Annotated in this window: 19 protein-coding genes; 9 read left to right on the top strand and 10 right to left on the bottom strand. The window is 52.8% G+C overall.

All coding sequences use genetic code 11. The features are described from left to right. Positions 1-13 precede the first annotated feature (13 nt). The 3 genes from BZG25_RS05715 to BZG25_RS05705 all read right to left on the bottom strand — a co-directional run bounded on the left by BZG25_RS05715 (position 14) and on the right by BZG25_RS05705 (position 1,802). On the bottom strand, positions 14-832 hold the full coding sequence (locus tag BZG25_RS05715; RefSeq protein WP_108744010.1) for a DUF2796 domain-containing protein: 819 nt from the start codon (positions 830-832) through the stop codon (positions 14-16). A gap of 25 nt (positions 833-857) precedes the next feature. After that, on the bottom strand, positions 858-1,181 hold the full coding sequence (locus BZG25_RS05710; RefSeq protein WP_046074299.1) for a hypothetical protein: 324 nt from the start codon (positions 1,179-1,181) through the stop codon (positions 858-860). Between the two features lie 63 nt (positions 1,182-1,244). Next, positions 1,245-1,802 (bottom strand): YtfJ family protein, encoded by a 558-nt coding sequence (locus BZG25_RS05705; protein ID WP_046074298.1) that lies wholly within the window; start codon positions 1,800-1,802, stop codon positions 1,245-1,247. Positions 1,803-2,175: 373 nt separating this feature from the next. On the opposite strand from BZG25_RS05705, the gene BZG25_RS05700 reads away from it, so the two are divergent. Beyond that, complete coding sequence (locus BZG25_RS05700) at positions 2,176-2,382, top strand: DUF1107 domain-containing protein (RefSeq protein ID WP_025673598.1); 207 nt, start codon at positions 2,176-2,178, stop codon at positions 2,380-2,382. 96 nt (positions 2,383-2,478) lie between these two features. On the opposite strand, the gene msrA is transcribed toward BZG25_RS05700, so the two are convergent. Beyond that, entirely contained in the window at positions 2,479-3,111 is a 633-nt protein-coding gene (gene msrA, locus BZG25_RS05695) for a peptide-methionine (S)-S-oxide reductase MsrA (protein WP_369795695.1), read from the bottom strand. 188 nt (positions 3,112-3,299) lie between these two features. Between msrA and BZG25_RS05690 the strand changes: the two genes are divergently transcribed. Both BZG25_RS05690 and BZG25_RS05685 read left to right on the top strand, forming a co-directional pair. Continuing rightward, the gene (locus BZG25_RS05690) at positions 3,300-5,003 is read left to right on the top strand and encodes an autotransporter assembly complex family protein (RefSeq protein ID WP_241828655.1); all 1,704 of its coding nucleotides are present in this window, start codon (positions 3,300-3,302) and stop codon (positions 5,001-5,003) included. After that, positions 5,000-8,770, top strand: coding sequence for a translocation/assembly module TamB domain-containing protein (locus tag BZG25_RS05685; RefSeq protein ID WP_077638669.1), 3,771 nt, complete (start codon positions 5,000-5,002; stop codon positions 8,768-8,770). The genes BZG25_RS05690 and BZG25_RS05685 overlap by 4 nt, the downstream gene beginning before the upstream one ends. Before the next feature lie 52 nt (positions 8,771-8,822). Here the strand turns inward: BZG25_RS05685 and ppa are convergent, their stop codons facing one another. Together ppa and fbp are read right to left on the bottom strand one after the other, a co-directional pair. Beyond that, positions 8,823-9,350, bottom strand: coding sequence for an inorganic diphosphatase (gene ppa / locus BZG25_RS05680; RefSeq protein WP_046074295.1), 528 nt, complete (start codon positions 9,348-9,350; stop codon positions 8,823-8,825). A 126-nt stretch (positions 9,351-9,476) separates the two neighbouring features. Continuing rightward, positions 9,477-10,499 carry a class 1 fructose-bisphosphatase gene (fbp, locus tag BZG25_RS05675; protein WP_077638668.1) on the bottom strand — a complete coding sequence of 341 codons (1,023 nt, stop codon included), beginning with the start codon at positions 10,497-10,499 and terminating at the stop codon, positions 9,477-9,479. A 256-nt stretch (positions 10,500-10,755) separates the two neighbouring features. Here fbp and mpl point away from each other — a divergent pair, with 256 nt between their 5' ends. Together mpl and BZG25_RS05665 are read left to right on the top strand one after the other, a co-directional pair. Next, the gene (mpl, locus tag BZG25_RS05670; protein WP_046074293.1) at positions 10,756-12,129 is read left to right on the top strand and encodes a UDP-N-acetylmuramate:L-alanyl-gamma-D-glutamyl-meso-diaminopimelate ligase; all 1,374 of its coding nucleotides are present in this window, start codon (positions 10,756-10,758) and stop codon (positions 12,127-12,129) included. Beyond that, a complete protein-coding gene (locus tag BZG25_RS05665; RefSeq protein ID WP_046074292.1) occupies positions 12,119-12,739 on the top strand; it encodes a flavin prenyltransferase UbiX in 621 nt (206 codons plus the stop codon). Before mpl ends, BZG25_RS05665 begins: the two co-directional genes overlap by 11 nt. 40 nt (positions 12,740-12,779) lie before the next feature. Here BZG25_RS05665 and BZG25_RS05660 read toward each other — a convergent pair whose 3' ends face one another. The 3 genes from BZG25_RS05660 to argR form a co-directional block, all read right to left on the bottom strand. After that, positions 12,780-13,211, bottom strand: a complete 432-nt coding sequence (locus BZG25_RS05660) for a universal stress protein (protein WP_046074291.1) — start codon at positions 13,209-13,211, stop codon at positions 12,780-12,782. A 59-nt stretch (positions 13,212-13,270) separates the two neighbouring features. Beyond that, positions 13,271-15,841 carry a TRAP transporter permease gene (locus BZG25_RS05655; RefSeq protein ID WP_077638667.1) on the bottom strand — a complete coding sequence of 857 codons (2,571 nt, stop codon included), beginning with the start codon at positions 15,839-15,841 and terminating at the stop codon, positions 13,271-13,273. A gap of 292 nt (positions 15,842-16,133) precedes the next feature. After that, a complete protein-coding gene (gene argR, locus BZG25_RS05650) occupies positions 16,134-16,604 on the bottom strand; it encodes a transcriptional regulator ArgR (protein WP_046074289.1) in 471 nt (156 codons plus the stop codon). Between the two features lie 306 nt (positions 16,605-16,910). On the opposite strand from argR, the gene mdh reads away from it, so the two are divergent. Then, positions 16,911-17,849, top strand: a complete 939-nt coding sequence (gene mdh / locus BZG25_RS05645) for a malate dehydrogenase (RefSeq protein ID WP_046074288.1) — start codon at positions 16,911-16,913, stop codon at positions 17,847-17,849. 77 nt (positions 17,850-17,926) lie between these two features. Here the strand turns inward: mdh and ispB are convergent, their stop codons facing one another. Next, entirely contained in the window at positions 17,927-18,898 is a 972-nt protein-coding gene (gene ispB / locus BZG25_RS05640) for an octaprenyl diphosphate synthase (protein WP_046074287.1), read from the bottom strand. 367 nt (positions 18,899-19,265) lie between these two features. Here ispB and rplU point away from each other — a divergent pair, with 367 nt between their 5' ends. The 3 genes from rplU to cgtA all read left to right on the top strand — a co-directional run bounded on the left by rplU (position 19,266) and on the right by cgtA (position 21,231). After that, positions 19,266-19,577 carry a 50S ribosomal protein L21 gene (rplU, locus tag BZG25_RS05635; protein ID WP_046074286.1) on the top strand — a complete coding sequence of 104 codons (312 nt, stop codon included), beginning with the start codon at positions 19,266-19,268 and terminating at the stop codon, positions 19,575-19,577. 18 nt (positions 19,578-19,595) lie between these two features. Then, positions 19,596-19,853: a 50S ribosomal protein L27 gene (gene rpmA, locus BZG25_RS05630; protein WP_046074285.1), complete on the top strand. Its 258-nt coding sequence runs from the start codon at positions 19,596-19,598 to the stop codon at positions 19,851-19,853. Between the two features lie 217 nt (positions 19,854-20,070). Next, positions 20,071-21,231: an Obg family GTPase CgtA gene (gene cgtA, locus BZG25_RS05625; RefSeq protein WP_046074284.1), complete on the top strand. Its 1,161-nt coding sequence runs from the start codon at positions 20,071-20,073 to the stop codon at positions 21,229-21,231. Positions 21,232-21,315 lie beyond the last annotated feature (84 nt).

Genomic DNA, 21,315 nt, shown 5'->3' with positions numbered 1-21,315 from the left:
GCCTCCTTGTTCACTACCACTGGATGTGCGACTTGGCACGATTCAAGGTGTCTACCCAGACCTTATCATCAGTAAAGGCCTGAATTTTGATGGTTTCTGTGTTGGGGAACAGGCTAAACCAATCAGTTTGCAATTCGGTGAAGGCTTGCGGGTTTTGGCAAACGAATTGGTAGTTTGCTGATAAGGTGTTGTGGTTACCGTGATCATGCCCATGATGCTCATCGTGGCCGTGGTGCTCGTCGTGGTCATGGTGCTCATCGTGGCCGTGGTGCTCGTCGTCGTCATGGTGCTCATCGTGGCCGTGGTGCTCATCGTGGCCGTGGTGCTCATCGTGGCCGTGGTGCTCGTCGTGGCCGTGGTGCTCATCGTGGCCGTGGTGCTCATCGTGGCCGTGGTGCTCGTCGTGGTCATGTTGCTCATCGTGGCCGTGGTGCTCGTCGTGGTCATGGTGCTCATCGTGGCCGTGATGCTCATCGTGGCCGTGATGCTCATCGTAGTCGCTAAAACTGCTGGTGACTTTGGCCTCGGCGAGCTGGCAATTTGCCTCTTTGGCTAGCTGGAAGCGTTTCCCACCATCACGCAGCAGTGCATAAGCATCTTCAAGTGTTTGCTGGTCGGCGGCATTTTTCGGGTGGTGCTCAAACCCAACCACATCATGGCCGGGTGCGGTCAGTTCAATCAGCACACGCTCACCGTCTTGGGCAAGGCTTGCGGTGACTTCACCGTGCACATGGGCATCGAACGACTGATAGTTGGCTTCGTCAGCAAGCGTGGCTGTGGACGCGGTTGCGATGGCCATGGCGATAACATTGGGTAAAAAACGGGTTTTCATTGGGTTCTCCTAGTGAATAAATGGGTTAACTGATTGCGGTATTTATCCAACTAGGTGGGTCGCGCGCCGAAAAGGCGATGGCGATGTGGTAAGCACGTGGTGGCTTAGAAAGGGTAATAATTGCGTTGACCACATAGGTGGGCGCAGGTGCTGTGACAGCATAAGCTAAGAGGGCGGGTGGCACCAAGTGGCAGGCGCTGCAGTGCTCACTGTGATGCGTTGGAGTGAAAGTATCGAGGTGATGATGCCCCCACAGCCCAGCTTGGCTGAGCAGCAAAACAAACAGCAGATGGACGATCAATCGCCGAAACATACCAACTTCCGCGCCATATAAGTAATGTGATAACATAACAATTATCATCATCAACGCCAAGTATTGAATGGCAGCGCGGGCTGTCCCCGCGCGCGGTTGTTATTGGTTGACCAGTTGGGTGACTAAGCTGACGACTTGATTCACTTCATCGGCACTTAATTTGCCTTCTTTGACAAAACGTACTGAGCCTTTGTCATCCAATACAGCAATTAACGAGCTTTCTTCTTTTAGGCGCCACGCTTCGGCAACACTGCCGTTTTCGTCGAGCACGATAGAAGACCAACTAAACTCGCGTTTACTGTCTTCGGCTGATGATTTCACAAAGCCACCGGTGCCCCACATGGCATCATCTTGGTTAATGATGGTGGTGGTTTGGTAGCGAGCGTCATCAAAGTCTGCGGCTGTGATGGCTTCCATTAACGGCGCGTTCATTTCCTTGGCACTGCTGCGTCCGGCGATAGCTTGGATCACGCGCACCTTGCCTGGCAATTGCTCGGTTTGCCAGTCTTGATAGACGATATCGTCGCCATTGAGGGTCAATTCGCCATGCTCGGCGACCTTGGCTGAAGGTAAAGGTGCACCATTTTGGATCGTGTGCGCCATACTGGTGCCAGAGAATAACGCAAAGACGAGAGCAAGTAGGGTGGTTTTTTTCATTATTAATCATCCATGTTTGTGGTCACTATTTGGCATCAGGTGCCAAGTTATCTATGGTTACGCCAGACGGTGATTTGTGCCAAGTATCTAAGGTGAATCCGTGCGCAAGATCGGAATTTTATCCGGTGATCTTAAAAAGCGTTGGCTCGTCATCGATCAAACGAGGGAACTTTTGGTGTTGTGTTGCCTCTAACACTGTGTTGGTCACCTTGGCAAGGTGGCACTTTGCTTGCTTAGCTTTGTACGCGGAGATGGTTAGATAATCTTCTGCTCTCCATGGTGGTAGCTCATATTTGCTGTGAACAGTGAATGAATCGGGTTACCGTTTCGGTCTGTTAATCAGACTTTGTTGAGAAAAAAGAAAGGGATCCTTATGCTTCGCATCTTTCGTCAATATCGACCAACCCAGATTGCGCGGTATGTGAAACGATTTTTTAAGGGCCGACTCTATATCGAAGGTGTAGGCGCGTTTGAGTTTGATGGTGGCCGTTTGCTGCCGCCGGGACACAGTGACAAACGAGCGTTATCGGTAATGACCGAGGTGAATAAAGAAATTAAAGCCATGGCCATTACCGCATAAACATCGCCACACTGAAAAAACACGTCCAACCGGACGTGTTTTTTTATGCCTCACCCTTCAGCCATGGTTGATGATGAATGGCTGAGCACCAATGGTTTACTGCGGGGGGAAACAAACACCTGTGCCACCTAAGCCGCAGTAGCCTTGCGGATTTTTGTGCAAGTACTGCTGGTGGTCAGTTTCCGCGAAATAGTACGCGCCAGCGGGTGCGATCTCAGTGGTCACCGCATCTGGCTTACCCGCCTCTCTCAATGCCGCCTGATAGGTCGCTAGGCTCGCCTCGACGCTGGCTTGGTCCGCTGGATCGCAATAGTAAATTGCGGAACGATATTGCGGGCCGACGTCGTTGCCTTGACGCATGCCTTGGGTCGGATCGTGGTTTTCCCAGAACACTGCAAGTAGGGTGTCTAAACTCACCACTGACGGGTCAAAAATCACGTTAACGACTTCGGCATGGCCGGTTTGCCCTGTGCACACGTCTTGATAACGCGGATGCTGGGTGACGCCGCCACTGTATCCGACTGATGTCATGACTACCCCTGGCTGTTGCCACCACTTTCGCTCGGCCCCCCAAAAACAGCCCATACCAAAAATAACCTGTTTTTGACCGGCCGCTGGCGTGGCCGTGATAGGCTGATTAAATACCGCGTGCGGTTCGGTTGGAATAATAGGATCGGTGCGATCGGCTATCGCATTGTCAGGTTGGGTAAAGGAAGATTGCATCGACATAGGCATCCTTTGACTGCTGTGATGGAAAAGCGCAACGCGTGCTGCTTTGCGCGTTAATGGTTGGCGTTCAGGCATAGCTCCCGCACCTTGTTATCAACATGGTACTGGCATCCATCCCCGCTCAACACGTAATATGGCAAGATATCATCAATTTAGCCGGGCGACACCCGGGTAATGGATCTCACTGTATGAATATACGGCTACTCCCGCTATTCGCGATCGCTATCAGCTTGATGGCTAGCGTTGCTCGTGCGGATGTCGACATTGATATTGAAGGGCTAGACGGCATTGCACAAGACAACGTCGAGACCTATCTCGCGGCGATTGCCCCAGAAGAACGGGATGGCTCCTACCGATTTATAGCCCGGGTCGAAAAAGATGTGCGCAAAGCGCTGCAAGCGGTGGGTTTTTATCAACCTAAGATCACCACGCGAATGGATGAAGACGCCACGCTGGAGGTCAAGGTTGACCCAGGTAAACCCGTTCGCTTGGCACAAGTGGATGTGGTGTTCAATGGCGAAGCTAATATGGATGATGACTTTCATGCTCTCATCGCCCAAGGGCCTCAGCCGGGCGCGAGGCTCAATCACAGTGATTACGAGACGCTAAAAAGCCAGATTCAAAGTTTGGCAGTGAAAAAGGGATATTTTGATGGTCGCTTTACGCAAACGCGATTAGAGGTTGCCCCTGATCGTCAGCAGGCCTTTATTCGGCTTCACTTTGCCAGTGGTAAGCGCTATCACTTTGGTGCGATTCGCTACCAAGGTGCGCAAATTCAGTTGCAGCGTCTCGACACTTTACGTGATTTTTCTCCGGGCGAGCCGTATCGCGTGTCGGTATTGGGCGAGTTTAACCAAGCTCTCGCGAATACCGGTTGGTTCGCCAGTGCCTTGGTGCAAGCGGACATGGAAGAAGCCGATGACAACGAAGTGCCGATCAAGGTGACGCTCACCCCTGAAGCACGCAACAAGTTTGAAACCGGAATTGGGTACTCCACCGACATTGGTCCGCGGTTCAAGTTTAACTGGCGAAAGCCTTGGTATAACTCACGCGGCCACAGTATCAACACATCACTGGCGATTTCTGAGCCCGAACAGACGCTAACCTCGACCTACAAAGTCCCCTTGGAGGATGTTTCTCGCGAGTATTATCAAGTGCAGTTAGGGTTACAAAATACCGATCAACGCGATACCTCCAGCCTAGAGGTGTCCACCTCTGTCTCTCGCCATTGGCTGTATGATACCGGCTGGCAACGCAGTGTCTCATTGCGCTGGCTATATGAAAACTACACCCAAGGGCAAGATGAAGACATCGTTAGCGTGGTGCTGCCTGGGATCAATTTCACTCGCACCCGCGCTCGCGGTGGATTAATGCCGCATTGGGGAGACAAACAATCTATTACATTGGAAGCGGCTGATCTGGTTTGGCTGTCCGACATCAGCTTGGTGCGCTTACAAGGGCGGAGTGCGTGGATTCGTAGTCTGAACAAAAACCATCGCGGCTTATTACGCGTTGATGGTGGTGCTTTGATTTCTGAAGAATTTAGTGAAGCGCCACCATCGTTGCGTTTTTTTGCCGGGGGCGACAACAGCATTCGTGGCTATGCCTACGAAACTGTTTCCCCGCGTGACGATAGCGGTCAGCTCAGTGGCGCGCGCTATATGTTAACCGGTACGTTAGAGTATCAATATCGCCTCGGCGGCAACTGGTGGTGGGCGTTATTTACCGATGGCGGTGATGCGTGGACCAGTCATTTATCGTGGAAGCGTGCGGCCGGTACCGGTATTCGCTGGTCATCGCCGGTCGGCCCGATTCGTCTTGATGTCGCCCATGGCTTTGATAATGACGATGATGATTTTCGTGTACACCTTACCTTGGGGCCTGAGTTATGAGTCGCTGGTTCGTCAGGCTAACGTTTATTGCGTTAATTGCTCTTTTTTCATTGGTGGGGCTGGTGGCGGCCGCACTTTTTACTCCGGTGGGTCTGCAAGTGGGCCTGTGGGGCGCGCAAAAAGCCTTGCCAGCTTTATCGGTCGATGAGGCCGAAGGCAGCCTGCTGACCGGCTTTATGCTGCAAGGGGTGCGCTATAAGGATGCGCAGCTGCAACTGAACGCCAAACAGCTGAATCTTGTTATTGAAGGTAAGTGCTTACTGACGCCTGAGCTTTGTATTGACCAATTGGCCGTCGAAGGGGTCACGCTCGATATTGATTTGCCCGCGAATAAGGAGGATACATCGTCGGAAGACGTATCCACGTCGGTTATCCACGCGCCGTTGCCTATTCATGTCAATGCCTTTGCTTTTAACGAGGTGGCGATTCAGGTCGCTGGACAGTCGGTGAGTTGGCACCAACTGCAAGGTGGCGTGCATTTTGTGGGTGATACGTTAACTGTATCGCCGACCGATTGGCAGCAGTTGGTGGTGAGTCTGCCGAGCAACACCGAGCCTCAACAAAATACCGACCAAGCGGTCGGCAAACCGGATAGCGCGGTGGCAAGCACGCCATGGCATTACCCAGGCTTGGAGTTACCCACGGTGGCGCTGCCGCTGGCTATCGAGGTGGAGCAGCTTCGTCTGCAAGATACGCGGATTGAAGCGGGCACAGTACAAACCCTCTCAGCGTTATCCTTGGCGGGTAGCGTTCGAGGCAGTGCGGTAACCATTGATAGCTTCTCGGTGGCTGCTCCCCAAGGCACGGCAAGCCTTGCGGGTGATATTGCACTCGAGGGTGAGTACCCACTGACCTTGCAAACCCAGTTGACCACTCATCTCGCCCCGCTTCAAGGCCAAGCCTTATCACTGTCGGCTTCAGGAAGCCTGGCCGCGCTTGAGCTAAGCGCGAATGCGCGCGGTCCGGTGACGGCGACACTGGAAGGAGAGGCAAACCTGCTGGCGGCGAACTTACCTTTTGCGGTGCAATTGGGTAGCGAGGCATTGACGTGGCCGCTGACGGGGGAAGCGATCGCGGCATTACGCGAGCTACAATTTCACGCCGAAGGGGATTTGTCTGACTATCAGCTCGGCTTACAAACCGGTGTCGGTGGCCCTGACGTGCCAACCACTCAGCTGAATCTTGCCGGCCAAGGCAGCCTGACGGCGCTGACCCTCTCGCAGCTGGAGGCCAACACGCTCGGGGGCAAGGTGGCTGGCCGTGCCAGCGTAGATTGGTCCAGCGTGCCTTTTTGGCAAGCTGAGTTAGGCTTTGCCAACATTCAACCTCAGCAGCAATGGCCAGAGGTGACGGGAGATTTAACCGGTGCAATCAGCCACCGTGGCCGCTTAACCGCCCAAGGCGGCTGGGATGTGTCGGTGCCCACGTTGGTGGTGCATGGCGAGTTGCAAAAACTGCCGCTAGCGGTCGCGGGCGCGCTCAATGCGCATGATCGTGATGGCGATGGTCAGCCGAGCGTGTCAACACCGGGGTTGACGCTGTCACACGGTCCCAACCAAGTGACGGCGCAAGGGCAAGTGCGTGATGAGTGGCAAATGGGGCTATCGGTCGATATTGCTGATTTGTCGCAATCCTTGCCCATGCTCACTGGTGTGATCCGCGGAGATGCGCGACTGAGCGGGCCGTTTGCACAGCCAACCGCAAAGTTGGCACTCCATGCTAAGCAGCTGCGTTGGCAAGATGTGCGCATTAATCAGCTAACGGTAGACGGCAATCTTGCCGTGAAAGACCGCTTGGGTGGTGATCTGACGGTATCGGTATTGGGCGGGCGCTATCAAACCGTGCGTTTAGATAACCTCGATTTAACCGTGCGCGGTGATGAAGCCGCCCATCAGCTGGATTTGCGCTGGCAAGGTGCTCCAGCTTCTGGCGGGCTGCGCATTGAAGGTGCATTGTCGCGAGACACAGGCTGGCAAGGAAAGTTACTCGATACATCGGTGAGCGTGGAAGATCTTGGCGACATCGTGCAGCAAAGTGCAGCACCGATTACGCTCCGTTTCGCCGATATGCAAACTGAGGTTGGCGAGCATTGTTGGCAGTGGCAATCGACCTCTTTGTGCTTATCGCAACCGGCGACAATCGGCGCGCAAGGGGAGGTGGTTGCCAAGATTGAAGGCTTTGAAGCCGCGCAAATCGCTGCCTTCTTACCGCCGGAATGGCAACTTGATACACGTGCCAATGCCGCGGTTCATGCACGCTGGCAGCCTGACGCCTCGCCGGATGTGCAAGCCTCGATTGATATCGCGGATGGTGATGTGCGCCAGCAGGCCGACACACCACTGGTGATTGGCTGGCAGCATGCCAATCTCAATGCGCGTTGGCATCAGGATAAATTGCAAGGCGCGATGGCGCTGACATTGTCCGAAGGAGGCACCCTAGCCTCGGCCTTTACCTTGACCGATCTGTTGGCGCCAAGTCGCGCCTTATTGGGGGAGGTGACGGTCAATGACGTTCAACTCGCGACACTCGAACCTTTGCTGGGTAGCGATCAGCAAGCAGATATTAATGGTGAAGTGAACGCTAACTTGCGGATGGAGGGGCCGCTGACCTTGCCGAATGTGTACGGCGGGCTGACGATTGACGCGTTACGAGTCAAAGGCTTGGCTTCACCTGTCGATGTGAACGATGGGCGGTTAGCACTCACGGTGGATGGTAAGCAAGGCAAGGTAGAAGGCGAGCTAGTGACGCCGGATGGTGTGCTGGCACTTAACGGCGATGGGCAATGGCCCAGCATGGACGACTGGCGCTTTGGCTTAAACGTGGCGGGGGATACCTTACGCGTCAACGTGCCGCCCATGGTGCGGCTGGATGTGGCACCTGACCTCACGGTATCGGCAACGCCGCATGATATGACTATTCGGGGCGATATTCGTGTGCCTTGGGGGCGGATTGAAGTCGAGAATCTGCCCGAGTCTGCGATCACGGTCTCGGATGATACGGTCCTGCTGAAAGAGAACTATGTGCCAGAGGATATTGAGCAAAGTGAATCTGTGCCCTTTAATTTACAGACTGATGTGCGACTGGAGCTGGGGCAAGATGTGCAATTAGCGGCGTTCGGACTGAAATCGCGTTTGGCAGGAGCGCTTAACATCAAAAACAATCAGCAAGGTGCCTTAATTGTGGGGAATGTGAGCCTGCTGGACGGTACTTACCGCTCGTTTGGCCAAGACTTGCTGATTAAAAAGGGTGAGATCTTATTCAATGGCCCCGCTGATCAGCCGTATTTGCAGGTGGAAGCGATTCGAAATCCTGAACGCATCGAAGGGGATGTCACAGCAGGGATCCGTTTAACGGGGCCCGCCGATGACCCGGTTGCTGATGTGTTTATGGATCCGGCAGGCTCGCAGGCAAACGCCCTGTCTTATTTGTTACGTGGCCGCGCGCTTGATGCCGGCGCCGGTGATGCCAATATGACCTCGATGCTGATTGGCTTAGGCTTAGCGCAAAGTGGCAAGCTAGTGGGCGAAATCGGTCAAGCGTTCGGTGTGGAAGATCTCACTCTTGATACCGCTGGCACGGGTGATGAGCAGAAAGTAGAAGTATCGGGTTATATCCTGCCCGATCTAGAGGTGAAATACGGTGTGGGGATCTTCGATGCGATAGGGGTGTTTACGGTGCGCTACCGATTGATGCAAGACCTTTATCTCGAAGCGGTCTCTGGGGTGGATCAAGCGGTGGATTTGCTCTATCAGTTTGAGATCAAATAGAGGAAAAAAGCCCGCGAAGGCTCGCGGGCTTATGTGTCATTGACGCGGAGGATTACTGCTTTGCGCGCTCAAATGATGACAGGATTTCGTCTTTTGCCGCCTGGGCATCTTCCCAGCCATCCACTTTCACCCACTTGCCTGCTTCTAGCTCTTTATAGCGCTCGAAGAAGTGCGTGATTTGGGCTTTTAGCAGCTCAGGCAGATCGTTCACGTCTTTCACGTGATCGTACTCTTTGGTTAACTTGCTGTGCGGTACGGCGATCACTTTCGCATCTTCGCCCGACTCGTCGGTCATTTTTAGCACGCCAACAGGGCGGCAGCGGATCACTGAGCCTGGTACCAATGGGAAGGGAGTGGGTACCAGCACGTCGACAGGGTCACCGTCCAACGACAAGGTGTGGTTCACATAGCCATAGTTACATGGGTAGAACATAGGCGTTGCCATGAAACGGTCAACGAAAACGGCGCCGCTGTCTTTATCGACTTCATACTTGATAGGATCGGCGTTAGCTGGGATCTCAATCACCACATAAATATCTTCAGGCAGCTCTTTGCCCGCAGGGACCTGGTTCAGGCTCATGGGATGTCCTTTTGTTTAATGAAAAAGTGTGTGCCAATTATAACCGCCAAGCGTGAAAATAACAGAGGCGACCGTGTTGGCCGCCTCTTTATCATGGAAGACTGTCGTTAGGCGTCTATTTTGCGCTTATTCGTCGTCATGATCCGGATAAGCGTCGAGATACTCCTCGACTTTATCGACCATATTGCTCGAGCCAACAAAGAATGGGACGCGCTGATGGAGCTCATTCGGAGCGATGTCCATGATTCGCTGGGTGCCATCGGTTGCTTTGCCGCCGGCTTGCTCGATAATAAACGCCATCGGGTTGCACTCATACAGCAAGCGCAGTTTGCCATTGGGGTAGGCGAGCGTGCTGGGGTAGAGGTAAATGCCGCCCTTTAGCAGGTTACGGTGAAAGTCAGCGACCAAGGAGCCAATATAACGCGACGTGTAAGGACGTTTCTCTTGTGGGACGTTTTCTTGACAGTATTTGATATATTTTTTGACGCCTTGCGGGAACTTGATGTAGTTCCCTTCGTTAATCGAGTAGATATTGCCGTCTTTAGGAATGGTCATGTTTTCGTGAGACAGGCAAAACAGGCCGAGGGACGGGTCATAAGTGAAACCATGCACACCATCACCGGTGGTGTAAACCAACATGGTCGATGAGCCGTAAATGATATAGCCGGCGGCGACTTGGCGGTGACCGGGCTGGAGAAAATCTTCTTCGGTGGGCGGTGTCCCCACAGGCGAGACGCGGTGGTAAATGGAGAAAATGGTGCCAACAGAGACGTTAACATCAATGTTAGAGGAGCCATCAAGTGGGTCAATCAACACCACATATTTGGCATTACGGTTAAGCTGTTTATTAAAAATAACCGCGTCATCTTCTTCTTCACTGGCCACGCCACACACTTGGTCGCGCGCTTCCATCGCGGCTTTAAATTTTTCGTTGGCATAGACGTCGAGTTTTTGCTGCTCTTCGCCTTGTGCGTTTTCCGTCCCAATCGCGCCGGCAATGTCGACTAAGCCGGCTTTGTTGATTTCACGGTTAACAATTTTGGCGGCCAGACGAATCGAGGCGAGAAGAGAAGATAAATCGCCGCTAGCATGCGGAAACGCGTGTTGCTTCTCAACAATGTACTCGCCGAGGGTCTTAATGTCGGGCATTCTCAATCCTTAATGATGATGAACTGTCTTTCTTGTGCAATCGGATACATGGGCAGTGGGCTGCCTCTTGGAATCGCCGCTATTCTAGCTTTCGTGACTTTTTAATCGTACTGAAGAAATGAATCAGGCGAGGGAAGTGTGATCGCGACATAAAAACCATGTCAGATGCGCGCAAGCGATAAGACCCAAGCGTTAATCCGAGGCATAATAAACGCCTGCGCCAAACGGCAGGGCAATCAACAATACAGTGAAGGCTATGCATATTCATATTTTAGGCATCTGCGGGACTTTTATGGGTGGCGCAGCCATGCTGGCAAAACAACTTGGGCACACGGTGACGGGCTCTGATAGCCATGTTTACCCACCGATGAGCACACTACTGGAGTCTCAGGGAATCGATATTATCGAAGGCTATGACCCTGCCCAACTATCGCCTGCACCTGACTTAGTGGTTATTGGCAATGCCATGAGTCGAGGCAACCCTTGTGTTGAGGCGGTCCTCAATCAAGGGTTGCCTTATACATCTGGCCCGCAATGGCTGCACGACTTTTTACTGCAAGACCGCTGGGTGCTGGCGGTATCTGGCACTCACGGAAAAACCACCACCGCGAGTATGCTGGCGTGGATTTTAGAAGACTGTGGTTATCAACCTGGCTTTTTGATTGGTGGGGTGGCGAGTAACTTTAACGCGTCGGCGCGATTAGGAGAGAGCCCGTTTTTCGTGGTGGAAGCCGATGAATATGACAGTGCGTTTTTCGATAAGCGCTCTAAGTTTATTCATTACCAACCGAAAACTTTGGTGATCAACAATCTTGAGTTCGATCATGCTGATATTTTTGATGATCTGGCGGCGATCCAGAAGCAATTCCACCATGTGATTCGCACCGTGCCAGGGATTGGGCAGATTATCGCTCCGTCAGACGATGCCAATGTCACGGATACCCTCGCCATGGGATGCTGGAGCGAGTGTGTTTATGCGGGCCCGGATGGTCAGTGGCAGAGTGTGAAAAAAGCCCCGGCTGGTAGCCAGTTTGATGTGTACTTTGCCGGTGATCTCGTGGGGACGGTGAGCTGGGATTTGGTCGGTGACCACAATGTGCGTAACGCCTTGATGGCGATAGCAGCGGCCCGCCATGTGGGGGTAACCCCGGACCTTGCTTGTCAATCGCTCGAACGATTTATCAATACCAAGCGTCGGCTTGAGTGGCGCGGTGAGCAAGCCGGCGTCACTGTATATGACGATTTTGCCCATCACCCAACGGCGATTCGATTAACCCTTGAGGGGGTGCGCGCGAAAGTAGGCAGTGGCCGTATTTTGGCGGTGTTAGAACCACGCTCCAATACCATGAAGCAAGGGGTGCATAAAGACACCTTGGCAGCGTCATTAGCCCGTGCGGACGCGGTGTTCTTGTACCAACCGCAAGGGCTGGATTGGTCGCTCGACGCGGTGGCGGACAGTTGCACCCAGCCGACGCACATCCATGCCGATATTGAAGCCCTTGTCGCTGCGCTTTGCGAGCAAGCCCAAGCAGGCGATACCGTGCTGGTGATGAGCAACGGTGGATTTGGCGGCATTCATGACAAGCTGCTAACAGCACTGGCGAGTAAGGAGGCGGTTTATGGCGGATAAACGAATAACCTTGGCGTGGACAGGCGCATCCGGTGCGCCCTACGGCCTACGTTTGCTCGAGTGCCTGCTTGCGCAAGACTATCAGGTTTTCTTATTGATTTCGTCGGCCGCACGTGTGGTGTTGGCGACCGAGCATGGGCTGAAGTTGCCCGCCGGGCCGGATGCGGCGAAAAAGGTGTTAGTGGAACACTTACAATGCCACACCGATAAGCTGGTGGTGTGTGGCAAAGAGGATTGGTTTTCGCCTGTTGCGTCTGGGTCTGCGGCGCCGAAGCAAATGGTGGTGTGTCCCTGCTCGGCAGGCTCGCTATCGTCCATTGCGCATGGGTTGTCCGATAACCTGATTGAGAGAGCTGCCGACGTGGTGCTTAAAGAGCGCGGACAGTTGCTATTGGTGGTGCGCGAGACACCGTTTTCGACCTTGCACCTAGAGAATATGCACAAGCTGTCGCAGATGGGGGTAACGATTATGCCCGCCGCGCCAGGCTTTTATCATCAGCCTCAGTCAATTGACGACTTAGTGGACTTTATGGTGGCGCGCATTTTGGACCACTTGGGGGCAGAACAAACCTTGGTGCCGCGCTGGGGCTATGATCAACGCCAGCGGTAATAAATGTTCAGGCACGCCGATGCGTGCCTGAACCGTATGGTTAAGGTTTTAACACCATCACATGGACACTCGCACCCTCGAGCACTTTGGCGGCGACTGAGCCCAGCATCATTTTATTGACGCGTGAGCGCTTATGGCTTGGCATCACAATCAGATCGCAGCCGATGCGCTCTGCCGTTTTAATGATCCCCTTGTAGGGCTTGCCTTCTTCAACAGAGACCTGACAGGCCACGCTTTTGGGGACGTATTTATCCGCAAACCCTTGTAAGTTGCGCTTCATGTCGCGTTTCATTTTATTGGCAGCTTCTTCAGGGAAGTAAGAGGCGACCATCGAATTGTGAATGCCGGGCAGTACAGTGAGCAGGTGTATTTTGGCCCCTGACTGGCTGGCGAGCCAAACGGCGTGATCCACTGCGGTATCTGCAAAGCTTTCGTCGTTCAAATCAACGGGAACCAAGATATGTTTATACATAGCGATATCCTTTGCGCTTATAAAAGAAAGGGGCACGTGTTACACACGTCCCCCTGTTATTAGGCTTGGCGAATACGACGGCGTTGATTCCACCCCAACAATGCCAATAGCAAGAGGGTGGGGACAAACACCCACTCTTTCCATGGACGGGCATTATCAACCGTCACCGTTTTGATTTGCCAGTCAAAATCGATGCCCGCTTTGTCAGCGTCACTGCCAAACTGGATCATATCCACCAACAACTTGTCATCTTCCTCACGAAGCATTAAGCCTGTGTCGTTAATGCGGGCTTCACCGCTTTCAAGGCTATGATCCACGGGCAGAACCACGTGTTTGGAGACTTGCTCACCAAAGAAGTTTTCCCCTTCCACTTCAAGTTGTAGCGGTTTTCCTTCTGGTAGCTGCTCCGCTACACGGATGATCTCTGTGCCTGGGAAGCTGGTGGTCGGTGGATACACTTCGTCCCACCAAAACCCTGGGCGGAAGAGGGAGAAGGTGATTAACAACAGCAGTGCGGTTTCCCACCATTTGTTCTTGGTCATCCACCAACCTTGTGTCGCGGCAGAAAAAGCCAGCATGGCTATTGTCGCCGACACAATGGTCAAAATCAGGTGGAAGGGGCCATCGAGATCGAGCAACAACAACTGAGTGTTGAAGATAAACATAAATGGCAGGATGGCGGTGCGAATATCGTAGGTGAAACCTTGCACACCGGTGCGGATGGGGTCGGATTTAGCGATCGCTGCCGCCGCAAAGGCAGCCAGCCCCACCGGGGGCGTGTCATCGGCAAGGATACCAAAGTAGAACACAAATAAGTGCACCGCGATCAGTGGAATGATCAGCCCTTGTTGTGCACCTAAGGTAACAATGACCGGCGCCATCAGGGTGGAGACCACGATATAGTTGGCGGTAGTCGGCAGTCCCATCCCTAATAGCAAGCTGATGACCGCGGTAAACAGCAGCATCAGGAAGATGTTACCGCCGGAGATGAACTCGACGAAGTCTGTCATTACCAAGCCGATACCGGTGAGTGTCACCGTGCCCACCACGATCCCGGCCGCTGCGGTGGCGACACCGATACCGATCATGTTGCGCGCACCAGTAACAAAGGCCTCGGCTAAGTCTGTCACCCCGTCGCGGATCTCTTCTTTAAAGTTGGTACGCTGGTTGAAGTAGGCAATCAGCGGGCGCTGGGTGAGAATGATAAAAATCATAAACACAGTCGCCCAAAACGCAGACAGGCCTGGTGAGAAGCGCTCGACGGTCAAGCACCATACCAATACGCCGATTGGCAGCAGGTAGTATAAGCCTGAACGCACGGTGGGGCCCGGCTCTGGCACTTCGGACAAATCGGCCGCCGCGGGGTCTTCCGCTGCTTGCGATTTATACTGGGCGGAGTAGCGTACTAAAAGTACATAAGCCACCAAGGTGAGGGTACCGATGACTACGGTTGCCATGGCGCCAAATACATCCTTGGTCCAACCAATGCCGTAGTAAACCGCAGCGCTGAGCACCAGCAAGCCGACAAATACCGTCATGAATGAGAACAGTTTTTGCAATACCGTGCTGGTATGGCGGCGTGGTAAGCCTTCCATACCGGCTTTACAGGCCTCTAGGTGCACGATGTAAATCAGCGCAATATAAGAGATCAGTGCAGGGAGTAGCGCGGCTTTAATCACCTCGACGTAGGAAATCCCCACGTATTCCACCATCAAGAATGCGGCAGCGCCCATAATCGGCGGAGTCAGCTGGCCATTGGTCGACGCGGCAACCTCCACCGCCCCGGCTTTATGGCTCGGGAAACCCACGCGTTTCATCAGTGGAATGGTGAAAGTCCCGGTGGTGACGACGTTGGCAATCGATGAGCCCGAGACCAAGCCTGAGAGGCCAGAGGCCACGACCGCGGCTTTCGCAGGACCGCCGCGCATATGGCCTAATAGTGAGAAGGCCACTTTAATAAAATAGCCACCGGCGCCGGCACGGTCGAGGAGTGCGCCGAAGAGCACAAACAGAAAGACGAAAGAGGTGGACACCCCCAGTGCTACGCCAAAGACGCCTTCAGTCGTCAGCCACAAGTGTGACATGGCTTTGTTCAAGCTTGCCCCTTTGTGAGCGATGACATCCGGCATGTAGGGGCCGGCAAAGGTATAGAGTAAGAAGACACCAGCCACCACCATCAATGGGGGGCCAAGGGCGCGGCGTGTTGCTTCCAACATCAGAATCATGCCGATGGCGGCAACCGTGATATCAAACGAGGTGTAAGCACCAGCGCGATCAGCAAGCTGATTGTAAAAAAGGAAGAGATAACCTGCGGCTAAACTGCCTACGAGCGCAAAAACCCAATCGAGCAAGGGAACGCGATCACGGGGTGAGGTTTTACGCGCGGGATAAGCGGTATAAGCCAAAAACATTGCGAACGCTAAATGGAGCGAACGTGCTTCGGTATTATTGAGTACGCCAAAGTCGAGCGCAAAAGGTAGCGGTGACGCATACCAAAGCTGAAAAAGGGACCAGCAAAGTGGTACCAGCCAAAGAATACGTCCTGATAGTCCATGCGGTGATCGTGCGCCTGTGTCTGCTTGCGCCACCATGTCTTGCACATCAGGAGACGATTGATGTGTCTTCGTCATGCAGTTTGTCCTTATTATCATATGCACCGCTGATGCGGCTACAGTGTCCCGAGAAATGCATACCCGGCTGCGTCACTCTCCATGAGCGACTCGCCTGTCTGCAGCCCACTGCTACGTTCGCAGTATAATTGACGTTTAACGAAAGCGTGAACAGTGTGTGGCAGCTAAAGGCAGATAGTAACAGAGGGGTATCAAAAAATTAAAACGATGTTATCGCTTTTGCTTTCGTTGTGGCGACTCAAAAGTAAGACAGGGCAGGTAGGCAGCGGCTTCACGCTGCCTGACAAAGGAATCAATAATGATATTCAAAGAGATCACACACGGCCTCAAATAAGGCTTCTGTGCTGGTACCGCGGGTGGGTGTGATAAAGATGGTGTCGTCTCCAGCCACTGCTCCTAGGATACCTTCAGCCTTGCCCAGAGAGTCAAGTAGACGAGCGATGAGTTGCGCCGCCCCTGGCCCCGTATGGATCACCACCACAGCCTCATTATAGTCAATTTCCATCACGAGCTCGCGCAAGGCGCTGCCAGTGGTTGGGACACCGAGTTCAATCGGTAAGCAATAGACCATTTCCATTTTGGCGTTGCGGGTACGCACAGCGCCGAACTTGGTCAACATGCGTGATACTTTCGACTGGTTGATGCCCTCAAATCCTTGAGCACGTAGGGCTTCGACAATCTCACCCTGAGAACTGAACTTTTCTTCTTTGAGGATCGCTTTAAACGCTCGAACCAATTGGTCTTGTTTTTCTGAGTTACGCATGACGGCAGACTCGCAATGACAAACGAGTGGCTATTTTGCATATACATGCAACGAGGGGCAATCACTGAGGGTGTAAAATGGCGACAATATCACTGTTGCTGACCAGACACCCCACGACAACGAAAGGGTGGGGGAAAGGGAGAGCGAAAAAATGAGAGCTTAGGCTGATCATCACCGCCTGAGGCTTGAGTGGGGGTAGGGGCGGGCATATGATGAAGCAACAGTTCGCACCATTGATGGGCGATTTGTGCCCGAACAGAAGCCGGACCGGATCCGGACTATAAGAAATATCGAAAGGAGAACGACATGAAAGTTGCTGTGATTGGCGCCGCGGGAGGCATTGGTCAGGCTCTAGCCCTACTGCTAAAAAACAATTTACCAGCCGGTTCCGACCTGGCTTTGTATGATATCGCTCCTGTTACGCCAGGTGTGGCGGTTGACCTCAGTCATATCCCCACGCCGGTCACCATCAAAGGCTACAGCGGCGAAGACCCAACGCCAGCACTTGATGGGGCTGATGTGGTATTAATCTCTGCGGGGGTGGCCCGTAAGCCGGGTATGGATCGCTCTGACTTGTTCAATGTAAATGCCGGGATTGTTAAGTCATTGGCGGAAAAAATCGCCGATGTCTGTCCAAAAGCCTGCGTAGGCATTATCACTAACCCAGTGAACACCACGGTGGCGATTGCCGCGGATGTACTGAAAGCCAAGGGCGTGTATGACAAAAACAAACTGTTTGGCGTGACCACGCTGGATGTGATCCGCTCTGAAGCCTTTATCGGTGAGCTGAAAGGCATGGATCCACGTGAAGTGTCTATTCCTGTTATCGGTGGCCACTCGGGCGTGACCATTCTGCCGCTATTGTCACAAGTAAAAGGGGTGACGTTTAGCCAAGAAGAGGTTGAAGCCTTGACCCCACGCATTCAAAACGCTGGCACCGAAGTGGTGGAAGCCAAAGCCGGTGGTGGTTCTGCGACCTTGTCTATGGGTCAGGCTGCATGCCGTTTTGGTCTATCACTGGTCCGTGCCCTGCAAGGCGAACAAAACGTGGTGGAATGCGCGTACGTTGAAGGCAGTGGCGAGCATGCCCGTTTCTTTGCTCAACCCGTACGTCTAGGCAAAGAAGGGGTCGACGAGATCCTAAGCATCGGTGAGCTCAGTGCCTATGAGCAACAAGCGATGGACAAGATGCTAGAAACGTTGCGTAAAGATATTAAAATGGGCGAAGAGTTCGCGGCAAAGTAGCGGGCAATTCGACATTTTTGGTCAGAGAAGCGGCGCAACAGCGCCGCTTTTTATTTTGGCTAGGGGCTTATATTGAGCTAGGTGTTGCGGTCAACAGCTAAATGCGCCAACGCCACTAAGGCGTGTTTATACGGGGTATCTGGCAGCGTATCGAGCGCACGGATCGCTTTTTCTGATTCCTGCTCGGCACGTTTTCGCGTATAGGCGAGAGAGCCGCAGGCGTCCATACAGGCCAGAATCGCCTCGAGTTTATCGCGACCATTGCCTTTTTCGATGGCGGTACGGATCATCGCCGACTCTGCCTCAGACCCATGTTGCATGGCGTGCAACAAAGGCAATGTCGGTTTGCCTTCGGCGAGATCATCGCCCGTTTGCTTACCCATTTCATCGTCAGCGCTGGTGTAGTCAATCACATCATCAATTAACTGGAACGCCGTCCCGAGGTAACGGCCATAGTCTTGAAGGGCTTTCTCCGTCTCCGCGTCCGCCTCGTTAAGAATCGCGCCAATCTGGGTGGCTGATTCAAACAAGCGCGCCGTTTTAGAGTAGATCACCTGCATGTAACTGGTTTCTGTGGTATCAGGGTCGTTACAATTCATCAATTGCAGCACTTCCCCCTCAGCGATCACATTGGTAGCCTCACTCATTAAGTCCAGAATGCGTAACGAGCGCAGGCTGGTCATCATTTGAAACGAGCGGGTATAAATGTAGTCACCGACTAACACACTGGCCGCATTACCAAACAAGGCATTGGCCGTTGCGTTACCGCGACGCAAATCGGATTCATCGACCACGTCATCATGGAGCAAGGTGGCGGTGTGAATAAACTCAATAAACGCGGCGGCGGTGGTATGTTTGTCACCGTGATAACCAAGCGCACGCGCCGCTAATACAGCGAGCATCGGGCGCAGTCGTTTACCACCGCTGTTGACGATGTAAAAGCCGAGCTGATTGATTAGCGCGACATCAGAGTTTAGCTGGGCGAGGATCTTTTGATCGACCTGCGCCATGTCGTCACTAATTAAGGCTTGGATTGATTTGAAATCCATGAATATATCCGGGCGTTGTCCTAGTTACTTGCCTGCCGAGCTAACGAAATAAATCACAACTCACTAGCAGCAAGAGGCGAAATATTGCATGTTAATACGTTCAGAATGGCGTGAAACCTTCGTCAGTATCGGCACCAGAGCGGGTATTTAGCTTCGCATAGTACACCAGATAACAGGCGACGAGATAGCGCTCACACAGGGAAAATGTGCGGGAATTAATGCTGAGCACCTTTTCACCAATTTTCTTGCTTTCCCCTCTTGCCTCAAATCAATTTCTGCCGTAGAATTCGCGCCCTATTGATGAATTATATGCGCACCCCTTGTTGCTCAATAATGCAGCAGGCCGTGCGGAAATGCGGAGTAAAACATGTACGCAGTTTTCCAAAGTGGTGGTAAGCAACACCGAGTAAGCGAAGGCCAGACTATTCGCTTGGAAAAGCTAGACGTTGAAACTGGCGCAAGTGTAGAACTTGACAAAGTATTGCTAGTGGCAAACGGCGAAGACGTTAAAGTTGGCGCGCCTTTTGTTAGCGGTGCAAAAGTAACAGCAGAAGTTGTTACTCACGGTCGCGGCGATAAAGTGAATATCGTTAAGTTCCGTCGTCGTAAACATTCTCGCAAGCACATGGGCCACCGTCAGTGGTTCACTGAAGTCAAAATCACTGGCATCAGCGCTTAAGAGTAGGAGAGAGAAGAGATGGCACACAAAAAAGCTGGCGGTTCTACTAAAAACGGCCGCGATTCAGAAAGTAAACGCCTAGGTGTTAAACGCTTCGGTGGTGAGTCTGTACTAGCAGGTAACATCATCGTTCGTCAACGTGGTACTAAATTCCACGCAGGCAATAACGTAGGTTGCGGTAAAGACCACACTCTATTCGCTCTGTCTGATGGCAAAGTGAAATTTGAGACCAAAGGTCGTCATAACCGTAAATTCGTTACTATCGAAGCTGAATAAGCTTCAACGCCAAGCGAATTTTTGAAGCCCTGCCTTTTGGCGGGGCTTTTTATTGTGTCTGGTGATCACCGGTCAGTGAGCGTCTGATCAGAGCAGCACAGAAAAGCGGTCAAAACAGAAAAATGATCCTAAGATCGATAAGATCGCCATTCACTAATCTGGGATAAAACTAATTGCAATAAACGTGCGTTTTAGCGATTGGTGCGGAGAAGTTAGCATGAAGTTTGTAGATGAAGCGATTATTCGCGTCGATGCCGGAGACGGGGGCAATGGCACCGTTAGCTTCCGGCGGGAAAAATATGTCCCTAAAGGGGGCCCAGATGGCGGTGATGGCGGCGATGGTGGTGACGTCTATCTGCTGGCCGACGAAAACCTGAATACCCTGATCGATTACCAGTTTGAGCGCTTTCATTCTGCGGCTCGTGGCGAAAACGGTCGCGGTGGCAACTGTACCGGTAAACGGGGCGACGACTTGGTGCTGAATGTTCCGGTGGGCACGCGCGCCATCGATGAAGATACCGGTGAAGTGATTGCCGATTTAACCGAGCATGGCATGCAGGTAATGGTGGCCAAAGGCGGGTTTCACGGCTTAGGCAATACCCGATTTAAGTCGTCCATCAACCGCGCCCCACGACAAAAAACCATGGGAACCAAAGGCGAAGTTCGTCAGCTGCGTTTGGAGTTGTTGCTGTTGGCTGATGTGGGGATGTTGGGCTTGCCGAATGCGGGTAAATCCACCTTTATTCGTGCGGTATCCGCGGCGAAACCGAAAGTGGCTGATTATCCTTTTACCACCTTGGTGCCAAGCTTAGGCGTGGTCCGTGTAGCGGCTGACAAGAGCTTTGTGGTGGCCGATATTCCAGGCCTGATTGAAGGTGCGGCGGATGGCGCTGGGTTGGGTATCCGCTTCTTGAAGCACCTAGAGCGTTGCCGCGTCTTATTGCACATGATTGACTTGCTGCCCGTGGATGGTACCGATCCGGTCGATAACGCGTTCACCATTATTGATGAGCTGAACCAATACAGCGAAAAGCTGGCGGATAAACCGCGTTGGTTGGTGTTTAATAAAGTGGATTTGATGCCGGAAGACGAGGCGCAGGCGCAGATTGACCGCGTGCTTGAGGCATTGGCGTGGGATGACAAATACTATGCGATATCTGCGATTAATAAAGCGAACGTCCAACCGCTTATTTACGATCTGATGGCGTCGATTGAAGCGCTACCCGCGCCGAAACCTGAAGTTGAGCCGGAAGATGAGACAGTGGCGTTTAAGTGGGATGATCACCACGAACAGCAGCTCAATCAAAGTGATGACGACGATGATTGGGACGACTGGAACGAAGACGACTACGATGTCGAGATCATCTACAAGCCTTAATCTTATAAAGCCGTTACTGTTGTAGCGGCTTTTTTTATCTCCGACGTGGCGATAATCTGAGCACAACTTTATTTGCATCAAAGA

Source organism: Salinivibrio sp. ML198, assembly GCF_001996015.1.
Taxonomy (GTDB): domain Bacteria; phylum Pseudomonadota; class Gammaproteobacteria; order Enterobacterales; family Vibrionaceae; genus Salinivibrio; species Salinivibrio siamensis.
This window is presented reverse-complemented; position numbering and strand designations above follow the sequence as displayed.